This window comes from Halopenitus salinus (assembly GCF_042662125.1).
GTDB classification, from domain to species: Archaea; Halobacteriota; Halobacteria; order Halobacteriales; family Haloferacaceae; genus Halopenitus; species Halopenitus salinus.
This window is the reverse complement of sequence record NZ_JBHSXL010000001.1, coordinates 31776-43602: the sequence shown is the minus strand read 5'-3', so window position 1 is coordinate 43602 and position 11827 is coordinate 31776. Positions and strand designations below refer to the sequence as shown.

Here is an 11827-nt window from a genome sequence, read left to right as displayed (position 1 = left end):
ACGCCGACCGAGGACCCTACACTCCGAACGGGTCGTTCTCGCGCCAGTCCCACCCGGGCAGCCGCGTCTGAAAGCCCGCGGCCAGGGCCGCATCCAGGTCGTCGGCACCCGCGGCGTCCCCGTCGCTTCCGTGTGTGTGGACGTCGGCGAAGTGGAAGGTCGCCTGCGCGAGCAGCGCGAGGGGCTGTCCGCCCGCGATCGTCGCCGCCAGCTCGCGCCCCAGGACCTCGTCGACGACGAACCCCGGATAGTCGCCCTCCACGTCGAGCGCCCTGAGGAGCCCGACGTATCCCGCCACGTTCACGGCGACTTCGCCGTCCGCGAAGACGGCGTCCACCGCCTCGTGGTACCCCTCCATCGAGACCGGATCCACGTCCGTTCCGAACAACTCGCCGAGGGCGTCCCGCGTCTCGTTGATCAGCGGAACGACGACCTCGCCGCGCGCTCTCACCCACTCGCGTTCGGCCGCGACCGTCTCCGGGGTGACGTCCATGTCGATCCGCTCGCGTCCCAGCGGCTTGCCGGTTGTGGCCGCTCGAACACGAGAACGTGTTCGTAACTCCCGACCTCGCTCGACCGATCTCGGACGGCTATCGTCGACCGTTTGCGAAGGGTTTTATAACGAGAAGGTCATACATCGACGCAAGCGGGTTTTCGACGTCTCTTCCCGCGGATCAGCGCTACGGACAGTACTAGCCACTATGCCTCCTTCGTTCACGTCGTCGGCGTTCCGTCCGCCGGATCGCGACCTCGGATACGTTCGATCCGGCGATCGCCGGCCACGGTCGTGGACCGAACGAGGTCCGCTCTACACATGAGTCAAGTCGACACGCAACTCGAGAACATCAGATCGCAGATAGAACGTGAGATCCCGAACGACGTCTCGGTCACCGACGTCAAATACGAGGGTCCGGAACTCGTCGTCTACACCCGCGACCCCAAGCGGTTCGCGGGCGACGGCGACCTCATTCGCCGGCTCGCATCGAAGCTTCGAAAGCGGATAACGGTCAGGCCCGACCCGAGCACGCTCTCCTCGCCCGAGACCGCCCGCTCGCAGATCCGAAAGGTGATCCCCGATGAGGCCGGGATCACCGACCTCGACTTCCACGAGGACACGGGCGAGGTCGTCATCGAGGCCGAAAAGCCCGGCATGGTCATCGGACGACGCGGCTCGACCCTTCGGGAGATCACCCAGGAGATCGGCTGGACGCCGGAGGTCGTCAGGACGCCGCCCATCGAGTCCTCGACGGTCTCGAACGTGCGGAACTTCCTCAAACAGGAACGCGAGGAGCGCCGCGACATCCTCGAGCGCGTCGGCCGCCAGATCCACCGCGAGGAGATGTCCGACGACGAGTGGGTCCGGATCACCACCCTCGGGTGTTGTCGCGAGGTCGGGCGTGCGGCCTTCATCCTCTCGACGCCGGAGACGCGGATCCTCATCGACTGCGGCGACAAGCCCGGTGCGGAGGGCGAGGTGCCCTACCTCCAGATCCCCGAGGCGCTCGGCGCGGGCGCGACGAACATCGACGCCGTCGTGTTGACCCACGCCCACCTCGACCACTCGGCGCTCATCCCGATCCTGTTCAAGTACGGCTACGACGGCCCCATCTACACGACGGAGCCGACCCGGGACCTGATGGGCCTGCTGCAGCTCGACTACCTCGACGTCGCGGCCAAGGAGGGTCGCACGCCCCCCTACGAGTCCTCGCAGGTTCGCGAGGCGATCAAACACACGATCCCGATCGAGTACGGCGACGTCACCGACATCGCGCCCGACGTGAAGGTCACCTTCCACAACGCCGGCCACATCCTGGGCTCCGGTGTGGTCCACTTCCACATCGGCGACGGGCTCTACAACGTCGCCTTCTCGGGGGACATCCACTACGACGACACCCGCCTGTTCAACGGCGCGGTGAACGACTTCCCGCGCGTGGAGACGCTCGTGATGGAGTCGACCTACGGCGGCAGAAACGACTACCAGACGGACCAGGAGGACTCCGAGCGCAAGCTGAAGAAGGTCATAAACGAGTCGTACGACCGGGGCGGAAACATCGTCATCCCGGCGTTCGCGGTCGGCCGCTCCCAGGAGATCATGCTCGTGTTGGAGGAGGCGATGCGCAACGACGAGATCCCGGAGATGCCGGTCCACCTCGACGGGATGATCTGGGAGGCGACGGCGATCCACACCACCTACCCCGAGTACCTCCGCGACGAACTCCGCGATCGGATCTTCCACGAGGACGAGAACCCGTTCCTCGCCGACCAGTTCAACCACATCGACGGCGGCGAGGACGAACGCCAGGAGGTCGCCGACGGCGAACAGTGCATCGTCCTCTCGACGTCGGGGATGATCGAGGGCGGTCCGATCATGTCCTGGCTGCGCCACCTCGGTCCGGATCCGGACTCCACGCTGCTTTTCGTCGGCTACCAGGCGCAAGGGACCCTGGGCCGGCGCATCCAGAACGGCTGGGACGAGATCCCCGTCTCGGACTGGGGCAACGACGGCGGTCGAAACGGCACGCTCTCGTTGAACATGGAGGTCGAGACCGTGGACGGCTTCTCCGGACACGCCGACAGGCAGGGCCTCGAGAACTTCGTGAAGACGATGAACCCCCGCCCCGAGAAGGTGCTCTGTGTCCACGGCGACGAGCGATCGGTACAGGACCTCTCGTCGGCGCTGTATCACGAGTACAACATGCGGACGTTCGCGCCGAAGAACCTCGAGACGTTCCGGTTCAAGTGAACGGCGTTCCCTCCGGAGGGATCGCCCGCCGATCGTGTGATGAAGTCGCACGGACGTCTGACACAGATTTATACGTCTTCCACGACCCAATCCACACATGAGTAACCGCGTCGAGGAACTCGAACGACAGGTCGGCGAGCTCCAGGCGGCCGTCAACGGCCTGACCGAGGAGCTCGTGGAGATGAAAGAACGCGTTCGCGAGCTGGAGGAGGGCGACCGATCGGCGCCCGGAGACGCGGCGGCCGAGGCCGCGGCCGGCACCGACCAGCCGAGCGCGGGCCCGACGCCCGAGGAACCGGTGAGCGAGCGGACGACGAAGAGCGACGACCACGTCGACGTGGTCGAACAGGCCGCCGAGGAGACGGACGCGGGCTCGCCGCAGACGAACGGCGCGTCCGCCGAGGGGTCGGACGGTGCGGGCGAGGAATCACGGGAGACCGCAGACGACGGGGACACGGAGGAAAGCGACATCATCGTCGCGTAGGCTCGCGTCCCCACTCGCGAGCACACCATGCACATCAAGGAAGTCGTTCTGGACGATTTCAAGAGCTTCGGGCGGAAGACGCGGATCCCCTTCTACCGGGACTTCACGGTCATCACGGGCCCGAACGGGTCGGGCAAGTCCAACATCATCGACGGGATCCTCTTCGCGCTCGGGCTCGCCCGGACGCGCGGCATCCGCGCGGAGAAGCTCACCGACCTGATCTACAACCCCGGACACGACGACGACGCCGAGTCGTCCGGCCCCGACGAGGCGGCCGTCACCGTCGTCCTCGACAACTCCGAGGGCACCCTCGATCGCGGCCAGGTCGTCTCGGCGGCCGGCTCCGAGAACGTCGGCGACGTCGAGGAGATCACGGTCAAACGCCGCGTCAAGCGCACCGAGGACAACTACTACTCGTATTACTACCTCAACGGCCGCTCGGTCAACCTCTCCGACATCCAGGACCTGCTCGCGCAGGCGGGCGTCGCGCCGGAGGGGTACAACGTCGTGATGCAGGGCGACGTCACCGAGATCATCAACATGACGCCGTATCAACGCCGCGGCATCATCGACGAGATCGCGGGCGTCGCCGAGTTCGACGAGAAGAAGGAGGCGGCCTTCGAGGAGCTGGAGGCCGTCGAGGACCGCATCGACGAGGCCGACCTCCGGATCGAGGAGAAGCGCGATCGCCTCGATCAGCTCGCCGACGAACGCGAGACCGCACTCGAGTACCAGTCACACCGCGAGGAGCGCGACGAGTATCGCGGCTACCTCAAGGCGGCCGAACTCGAGGAGAAACGCGAGGCGCACGCGTCGGTCACGGCGGAGATCGAGGACACGGAATCGGAACTCGAGGAGCTCCAGGGCGAACTCGACGCCAGACAGGGCCGGGTGACCCGCCTGGAGGCGGAGCTGTCCGAGCTCAACGACGAGATCGAACGGAAGGGCGAGGACGAACAGATCGCGATCAAATCGGAGATCGAGGAGATCAAAGGCGACATCTCGCGGATCGAGGGGAAGATCGAGAACGCGGAGGCGCGCCGCGAGGAGGCGGAGGCGGACAGACGCGACGCGTTCGTCCAGATCGACCGCAAACAGGAGACGATCGACGACCTCGCGGAGGACGAGAAGGCGATCAAGGTCGAGAAGGCCTCGGTCAAATCCGAGATCGCGGAACGGCGATCGGATCTCGCCGACGTCCGCGAGGAGATCGAGGGGATAGACACCCAGTACGACGAGCTCAAGGCGGACCTCGCCGACGAAAAGGAATCGCTCGAGTCGCTAAAGGAGGAGCGAAACGAGCTCCAACGCGAGAAGGATCGGCTGCTCGATCGGGCCAGACGCCGCTCGAACGAGGTGAGCGAGGCGCAGTCGGACCTCGAAGCGGCCCACGAACGGGTGCCCGACCTGAAGGCCCGGATCTCCGAGCTTCAGGGCGAGCTGGACAAAGCCGAGCGGAACCGCGAGTCGATCGAGGAGACGATCGCGGAGCTGTTCTCCGAGAAGGCGGAGCTCAAAGAGCGGCTCGAGGAGGTCGAAGAGAGCCTTCGAGAAAAACAAAGCGAGTACGCGAAACTCGAGGCCGACGCGCGCGACCGCGGCGACTCCTCGTGGCCACGGGCGGTCACCACCGTCAGAAACGCCGGGATCGACGGGGTCCACGGCCCGGTCGGCGAGCTGGCGTCCGTCGAGCCGACCTACGCCGAGGCGTGTGAGACCGCCGCCGGCGGCCGGCTGGCCAACGTCGTCGTCGACGACGACGGGGTCGGCGAGACGTGTATCGAGCACCTCAAGAGCCGTAACGCGGGGCGGGCGACGTTCCTTCCCATCACCGAACTCGACGACCGTGGGCTCCCGCGGCTGCCGACGATGCCCGGCGTCGTCGACTTCGCGCGGAACCTCGTGGAGTACGACGAGCGCTACGAGCCGGTCTTCTCGTACGTCCTCGGGTCGACGCTCGTCGTCGAGGACATGCGGACCGCCCGCGACCTGATGGGCGACTACCGCATGGTGACGCTCGAGGGCGACCTCGTCGAGAAGTCCGGCGCGATGACCGGCGGCTCCGGCGGCGGCTCGCGGTTCTCCTTTAGCACCTCGAGCGGCGGAAAGCTCGAGCGTCTCGGCGAGGAGATCTCGGAGCTCGAGGACGAACGTCGCGATCTCGAGTCGTCGATCGACGAGCTGGACGCGGAGATCGACGACGCCAGAGAGCGCAAGGCCGACGCCGAAGAGCGCGTCCGATCGGTCGAAGCCGACATCGAGCGCGGGGAGACGGACCTCGAGGACCAACGCGATCGGATCGACGAGCTCGAGGACGAACTCGAGGAGCTCCGCGAGGAGCGCGAGACCGTCGACGAGCGAATGGCCGAGCTCGATTCGGAACTCGAGGGGCTCGACGACGAGCAGGCCGAGATCGAGGCACGGATCGAGGAGATCGAATCGGAACTCGAGGACTCCCGGATCCCCGAGCTCACGAGTCGGGCGGACGACATCCGCGAGGAGATCGACGAACTCGAGTCCCGCATGGACGACCTCGACGGCCGGCTCAACGAGATCCAACTCGAGAAGGGATACGCCGAGGAGGCCGTCGAGGAGCTCCACGACCGCATCGAGGAGGCCCAAAACAAGAAGGCGGAGGCCGAGGAGACGATCGCGGACCACGAGGACGTCATCGCCGAGAAACGCGAGCTGCTCGAGGAGAAACACGAGGCGATCGAGGAGCTGGAGGCCGAACTCGTCGACCTCAAGGAGGACCGGACGGACCTGAAGGAGACCCTCTCTGCGGCCGTCGACGAGCGTGACGAAAAGCGTCGACAGGTGGACGACGTCGAGTCGACGCTCGACGATCTCCGCGACCGGGCCGACCGGCTGGAGTGGGAGATCGACGAACTCGAGTCACAGGTCGGCGAGTACGACCCGGAGGACGTGCCCGACCACGAGACGGTCGAAAACCGGATCGACGAGCTGGAGGCGAAGATGGCGGCGCTCGAGCCGGTCAACATGCGCGCGATTGACGAGTACGACGAGGTCGAGGAGGCCCTCGACCGCCTCCAGGAGCGTCGGGACGTGCTCGTCGAGGAGCGCGACGGGATCGAGGCGCGGATCGACGAGTACGAGTCGAGGAAGAAGCGCAGCTTCATGGACGCCTTCGAGTCGATCAACGAGCACTTCGAGGACATCTTCGAGCGGCTCTCGGCGGGGACCGGCGAGCTCGTCCTGGAGAACCCCGAGGACCCCTTCGAGGAGGGGCTCACGATGAAGGCCCAGCCGGCCGACAAGCCGGTCCAGCGGCTCGACGCGATGTCCGGTGGCGAGAAGTCGCTCACGGCGCTGGCGTTCATCTTCGCGATCCAGCGGCACAACCCCGCGCCGTTCTACGCGCTCGACGAGGTCGACGCCTTCCTCGATGCCGTAAACGCCGAGCGGGTCGGCGAGATGGTCCACGAGCTGGCCGGCGAGGCGCAGTTCGTGGTCGTCTCCCACCGCTCCGCCCTCCTCGAGCGCTCCGAGCGGGCGATCGGCGTGACGATGCAGGAGGACAACGTCTCCGCCGTCACCGGGATGCAGTTCGGCGGGGACGGCGAGGACGCGGACGGGGAGGTGCTCGCGGATGACTGACCGCGGGAGCGATGTTTCCCCCGAAGACGGTGGCGACGATCCGGGCGCCCTCGATGACCTCGACGTCGAGCCCCCGAGCGAACCGGACGACGAGGACGCGGTCGAACCGGTCGAACTCCTCGTCCAGCTCGCCGAGGAGGGGGAGATCGAGCCGTGGGACATCGACATCGTCCGGGTCACGGACGCGTTCCTCGAGGAGCTCGACGCCAGGGACCTGCGGACGACGGGGAGGGCGCTGTTCTACGCGAGCGTCCTCCTCCGGATGAAAAGCGACGCGATGTTGTCGGACGACGACGATGACGAGCCCGACGAGCCGGAACTCGAGCCGTGGGAGGCCGCCATGCAGGGCGGCGACGCCGCGGTCGCGCCGGGCGAGGACGGTGAGGGTTCCGGTGCGTCCGGGTTCGATCCGGTCGACCAGCTCGAAGCGGAGATGGACCGCCGCCTGGAGCGGAAGAACACCCGGGGGTCCCCCGAAACGCTCGACGAGCTCGTTCGTGAGCTTCGCGAGGCCGAACGCGGCTCGTGGTGGAAGCGCTCGCGCGAGTACGACACCTCCGGCTCGCCGCGTGGATACGACCGGGGCACCCAGACCGTCGACTACCGCGACGCCGACGAGTTCCGCCGCGACGGGGAGCCGACCGAGGGCGACGTCACCGGCGGCACGCACGACGAGGACATCGAGTCGGTCATCGACGACGTCCGATCGGCCCTGCGAACTCGCTATGAGAAGGGCCGAAACGAGGTGCTGTTCGCCGAGATCGAAACGGCGGGCGGACGTCCGTTCATGACGTTCCTCGCGCTGCTTTTCATGGCACACCGCGGCGGCGTCCGTCTCCAGCAGGACGAGCTCTTCGGCGATCTGTGGGTCCGCGATCCGAACGCGCCGGCGGTCGAGTCGGAAGCCATCGCGGACTAGATCCCCTCGGAAGGTCTTCCCCTTGCCTCGGGACCCCGGAGCGTCTGGCACCTCCGTGTTCCAGACGGGTCTCGTGTTTTCGGATGCGTATTCCCGTCTTCTCGGACGTGCGTCCCCGTCCTCTCAGATGAGCAGTCCCGACTGGAGGAGCGCGATCACGAGCGTCAGATACGGGACCGAGACGATCGTCGTCACGAGCACGCTCGTCGAGATGAGTTCCGGCGCCGTGATCCCCTCCGTGTCCGATCCGGCGAACTCCACGACCAGGATGAGCGGGGTGATCGCCGCCGGCATCGCCGTCTCGAGGACGAACACGCGAGCGACCGTCTGGTTCTCGAAGCCCAGGACGGTGACGATGGCGAGCCCCAAAAGCGGCGCGAGGGCCAGCCGCATCGCGGCCGGGACGGCCGTACTCGCCAACGCGCCCCCGTAGTCGGTCCGCGAGAGCTCGATCCCGAGGATGAGGAGCATGACGGGGATCGAGGAGTCGCCGACGAGCCCGACCGCCTCCATCGTGGCCGATCCTGCGGGCGGGACCACGTCGGCCGCACGAGCCAGGAGCGCGGCGACGACGGCGTAGACGAGCGGGACGAAAAACACCTTCTTCACGCCGGAGAGTCCCGACGATCCGCCGGATCGCGACGCCAAGTACACGCCGACCGTGTACATGAGCACCGACTGGACCGAAAGGAAGAGCACGGCCGTCTGTCTGCCGACGTCCCCGAAGGCGAAGTCCGACACCGGGATCCCGAGGTTCCCGCTGTTCGAGAAGATCGCAACGAGCAACAGCGCGCTCAACAGGGGCTCCTCGGTGCCGAGCGCGCGACCGATCACCTCCCCCACGGCGACCATCGAGAGCGTGAACAGGACGACGCCGCCGGCGATGCGGGCGAGCGTGCCGGCCGAAAGCGCCGTGAGCGCGAGGCTGTGGAAGACGAGCGCCGGCGCGAGCACGTAGACGACCGCCGTGTTGAGCGATCCCGGGTCGACGTCCTTCGTTCGTCCGAGCACGAACCCGACGCCGGCGATCGCGACGATCGGGAGCACCGCCGAGGTGAAGATCCCGACGAGCTCGTTCATCGGCCATCCGCGCTCCCGCCGTCGATGTCTCTCCCGTTTTGAACCTTCGCTCGTCCTCGTCGGTTCGACTCGCTCTCCCTCGCGGTTCGATCCTGGCGTGTCATCGTCTCGGGTTCCCGTCCATGTCGTCGATCTCTCGAGATTCTGCCCTCATCGTCGCTTCGATCATTCCTCTCTGTCCCGCGCCTCGACATACCGGTTCCGGATCCGGTCGAAGTATCCTCGACCCGTGTCGGTCCGCAGCCGCGGCTCGGCGGTGGCGAAGAACTCGTCGAGGGCGTCGTACTCCGCGAAGGCGTCCGGATCGCCCGGACCGGACGCGGTGGGATCATAGCGTCCGGTCGACTCGTAATGGAGCGCCTGTAGACACATGTCGAGCAGGTCGAGCTCCTTGACGAGCGTCGCCTCCGGCGACTCGCGCCGCTCGTACTCCTCCCACTCCTCGAGTACGGGACCGGGCAGTTCGCCCGCGATATCGGCCATCGCTCGCCGTTCCGCGGCCTCCTGGTCCGCCTCGTCAGGGAGGTCGCCCGCCGCCTCGGGATCGGCGCGGGTCGGGACGTCGCCCGTTCGCGCCTCCGCGACGTCGTGGACGACCGCGAGCCGGAGGGCGGCGTCGAGATCGATGCCGGGCAACTCCGACTCGAACGTCTCTCCGATCGCGACGACGAGGTAGGCGACTCCCCACGAGTGGGCCGCGACCGACTCCGGCTCCTCGACGCCGCGAAGCTGCCAGCCGGTCCGGCGCTCGTCCTTCAGCGCCAGCGCCTCCAGCAGCGAATCGATGACGGATCCGGGGATCGAGGCCCCGCCGGTCGGGTCGCTCACGCGGGATCGCGGAGCCGCCATCGGTCCCGGCCCGCGGTCTCGATCACGTCGCGGCGTTCCATCTCCGTGAGCACCTCGTCCATGCGGTTCGGCTGGGCGATCTCCATCTCCATGCGGCTCACGTCGTGGTGGCGCGCGAAGAGCCGGCGGACGTCCTCGCGTGAGAACGTCTCCGCGTCAGCCCGCTCCATGACCCCCGACAGCAGGTCGATCATGTCCTCGATGAAGTTCCACGGGTAGACGACCCACGCCCACTCCTCAAGGCGCTCGCCGACGAAGTCAGGCTCGAACTCGGAGGTCTCGAGCAGCTGGAGGGTCGCCGTCCGAACCTCCCGGGGATTCCGATCGGTGACGTACTCCTCCGCCCGCCGGATCGATCCACCGGTGTCGGCGATGTCGTCGATGACGAGGACGTCCTTCCCCTCGACGCTGCCCTCCGGCATGGGGTATCGGACCTGCGGCTCGTCGGCCTTCCTTCCGGTTCCGACGTAGTGTTCCATCTTGAGGCTCGTGAGGTCGTCGAGCCCGAGGAAATCACAGATACACCGCCCGGCGAACCAGCCCCCCCGCGCCAGCGCGACGACGACGTCCGGCTCGAAGTCGGCGCGCTTCACCCGGTTCGAGACGGTCCGGCACAGCCCGTAGATGTACTCCCAGTTGGTGATGGTACAGTTGAAATCGTCCGGGAGATCGCTCATTTCGCCCGGAGATGGCGCCCGCGCCACCATAAGGATTTTCCGATGGATCCGCCGCGTTCGTGCGTGTTCGCTCCGCGAACGGTGCCGAAACACGATCACGGGAAGCGAGCACCCCCGAGATCGAAAGGGGAGGAAACGAGCGGATCGCTTTTCGTCTCCCCACACGAACCGACCGCGCGTGACCGACGCTGATCCCCTCGCCGGACCGCCGGAGTCGCCCATCGACGCCTTCGACCACGACCGACACATGCGTCGGGCCCTCGAGCTGGCGCGGGAGGCGGCCGACCGCGGCGACGAGCCGTTCGGCTCCGTGCTGGTTCGCGACGACGAGGTCGTCGCCGAGGCGTCCAATCGGGTACACACCGACGACGATCTCCGCCGGCATCCGGAACTCGACTTGGCCTCCCTCGCCGTTCGACGGGACGACCCGGACGAGCGTGCACGCACGGTCATGTACACGAGCACGGAGCCGTGTCCGATGTGTGCGGGCGGGCTTCGACGGGCGGGGCTCGCGCGGATCGTCTACGCGGTCGGAAGCGACGAGGTCGCCGCCTTCACCGGCCGACCGGTCCCCGACGTCCGATCAGCCGAGATCCTCGGGGATCAAACCGAGGTGATCGGTCCGCTCGCGAACGGGGCCGGCCGAGCCGTTCACGAGGAGTACGGGTGGGACGATCGGCGGACACGGGAGTGATCGACGGACACCGAACAGATCGGAGCACACTCGCGAGTGGCCGTCGGGGGTCGTACGACGGGACGTCTCGAAAACGGAGCTACTCGATGTGGCCTTCGCGGCGGAGCTGGTCGGCCGCCGACTCGTCGTAGCGCCACTCGACGTTCGCCTTCTCGTCCTGGAAGCTCCAGGGCTCCGCCAGCACGACGTCGTCCCGGTTGATCCAGTTTCGGTACTTCATTCGACCCGGGATCCGCCCCATCCGTTCGACGCCGTCCGCACACCGAAGCGTCACGCGGCTGTGTCCCAGCATCTCGGTCACGACCGCGAACACCTGATCGTCGTTGGGCATTCGGAGGTTCCGACGCCCGCTTTCCTCAGTCACACGCTGTATAGGCCGTCCCGACTGATAAGGTGTCGGATCCGGACGTCACGATCGCCGGAACTCATCGAGGGAATCGTGGGAGTGATCGGTAAAGCGATCGCGAAGTAACGATCTCGGAGTGTCGATCACGGAGAACGACCGTCGAGTGAACCGCGACGAGAAACGAGCATAGCGGGAAGTGGATTTGAACCACCGATCTCCGGGTTATGAGCCCGGCGGAATCTCCTGGCTATCCCATCCCGCTATCGGATCGAACACCGGTCCAACGGTTAAGGGTTGTGATTCGGCTGCCGTATGCGGGTTCACGCCGTGAAACGGCCGTCGGGGCGCTTATAAGCGGATGGGCCGGAAGCGGGCCGGACGACCCGGAGATGCGCGGATCGAACGGGCGGAGAACCG

At 66.9% G+C, this 11827-nt stretch carries 10 protein-coding genes and 1 tRNA gene; 5 read left to right on the top strand and 6 right to left on the bottom strand.

The features are described from left to right. Positions 1-16 precede the first annotated feature (16 nt). Complete coding sequence (locus ACFQE9_RS00210; protein WP_379738693.1) at positions 17-493, bottom strand: hypothetical protein; 477 nt, start codon at positions 491-493, stop codon at positions 17-19. Between the two features lie 321 nt (positions 494-814). Here ACFQE9_RS00210 and ACFQE9_RS00205 point away from each other — a divergent pair, with 321 nt between their 5' ends. The 4 genes from ACFQE9_RS00205 (at position 815) to ACFQE9_RS00190 (ending at position 7764) form a co-directional block, all read left to right on the top strand. Next, on the top strand, positions 815-2743 hold the full coding sequence (locus ACFQE9_RS00205; protein WP_379738691.1) for a beta-CASP ribonuclease aCPSF1: 1929 nt from the start codon (positions 815-817) through the stop codon (positions 2741-2743). Between the two features lie 97 nt (positions 2744-2840). Then, the gene (locus ACFQE9_RS00200) at positions 2841-3227 is read left to right on the top strand and encodes a DUF7518 family protein (RefSeq protein ID WP_379738689.1); all 387 of its coding nucleotides are present in this window, start codon (positions 2841-2843) and stop codon (positions 3225-3227) included. Between the two features lie 27 nt (positions 3228-3254). Continuing rightward, positions 3255-6845, top strand: a complete 3591-nt coding sequence (gene smc, locus ACFQE9_RS00195) for a chromosome segregation protein SMC (RefSeq protein ID WP_379738687.1) — start codon at positions 3255-3257, stop codon at positions 6843-6845. Continuing rightward, on the top strand, positions 6838-7764 hold the full coding sequence (locus ACFQE9_RS00190) for a segregation/condensation protein A (protein ID WP_379738685.1): 927 nt from the start codon (positions 6838-6840) through the stop codon (positions 7762-7764). The genes smc and ACFQE9_RS00190 overlap by 8 nt, the downstream gene beginning before the upstream one ends. Positions 7765-7887: 123 nt before the next feature. Here the strand turns inward: ACFQE9_RS00190 and ACFQE9_RS00185 are convergent, their stop codons facing one another. The 3 genes from ACFQE9_RS00185 to ACFQE9_RS00175 all read right to left on the bottom strand — a co-directional run bounded on the left by ACFQE9_RS00185 (position 7888) and on the right by ACFQE9_RS00175 (position 10370). After that, a complete protein-coding gene (locus tag ACFQE9_RS00185; protein WP_379738683.1) occupies positions 7888-8844 on the bottom strand; it encodes an AEC family transporter in 957 nt (318 codons plus the stop codon). Between the two features lie 165 nt (positions 8845-9009). Beyond that, the gene (locus ACFQE9_RS00180; protein WP_379738681.1) at positions 9010-9693 is read right to left on the bottom strand and encodes an HD domain-containing protein; all 684 of its coding nucleotides are present in this window, start codon (positions 9691-9693) and stop codon (positions 9010-9012) included. Next, positions 9669-10370 (bottom strand): phosphoribosyltransferase, encoded by a 702-nt coding sequence (locus ACFQE9_RS00175; RefSeq protein ID WP_379738679.1) that lies wholly within the window; start codon positions 10368-10370, stop codon positions 9669-9671. The genes ACFQE9_RS00180 and ACFQE9_RS00175 overlap by 25 nt, the downstream gene beginning before the upstream one ends. Before the next feature lie 178 nt (positions 10371-10548). Between ACFQE9_RS00175 and ACFQE9_RS00170 the strand changes: the two genes are divergently transcribed. Further along, positions 10549-11064 (top strand): nucleoside deaminase, encoded by a 516-nt coding sequence (locus tag ACFQE9_RS00170; protein WP_379738677.1) that lies wholly within the window; start codon positions 10549-10551, stop codon positions 11062-11064. A gap of 79 nt (positions 11065-11143) precedes the next feature. Here ACFQE9_RS00170 and eif1A read toward each other — a convergent pair whose 3' ends face one another. Both eif1A and ACFQE9_RS00160 read right to left on the bottom strand, forming a co-directional pair. Continuing rightward, on the bottom strand, positions 11144-11428 hold the full coding sequence (gene eif1A / locus ACFQE9_RS00165) for a translation initiation factor eIF-1A (protein WP_379738675.1): 285 nt from the start codon (positions 11426-11428) through the stop codon (positions 11144-11146). A 169-nt stretch (positions 11429-11597) separates the two neighbouring features. Further along, positions 11598-11672, bottom strand: a tRNA-Met gene (locus ACFQE9_RS00160). Positions 11673-11827 lie beyond the last annotated feature (155 nt).

Excerpts from the sequence above, each read along its gene's own strand:
- ACFQE9_RS00210 (WP_379738693.1), bottom strand. The coding sequence starts at position 493 with ATGGACGTCACCCCGGAGACGGTCGCGGCCGAACGCGAGTGGGTGAGA.
- ACFQE9_RS00205 (WP_379738691.1), top strand. The coding sequence starts at position 815 with ATGAGTCAAGTCGACACGCAACTCGAGAACATCAGATCGCAGATAGAA.
- ACFQE9_RS00200 (WP_379738689.1), top strand. The coding sequence starts at position 2,841 with ATGAGTAACCGCGTCGAGGAACTCGAACGACAGGTCGGCGAGCTCCAG.
- smc (WP_379738687.1), top strand. The coding sequence starts at position 3,255 with ATGCACATCAAGGAAGTCGTTCTGGACGATTTCAAGAGCTTCGGGCGG.
- ACFQE9_RS00190 (WP_379738685.1), top strand. The coding sequence starts at position 6,838 with ATGACTGACCGCGGGAGCGATGTTTCCCCCGAAGACGGTGGCGACGAT.
- ACFQE9_RS00185 (WP_379738683.1), bottom strand. The coding sequence starts at position 8,844 with ATGAACGAGCTCGTCGGGATCTTCACCTCGGCGGTGCTCCCGATCGTC.
- ACFQE9_RS00180 (WP_379738681.1), bottom strand. The coding sequence starts at position 9,693 with ATGGCGGCTCCGCGATCCCGCGTGAGCGACCCGACCGGCGGGGCCTCG.
- ACFQE9_RS00175 (WP_379738679.1), bottom strand. The coding sequence starts at position 10,370 with ATGAGCGATCTCCCGGACGATTTCAACTGTACCATCACCAACTGGGAG.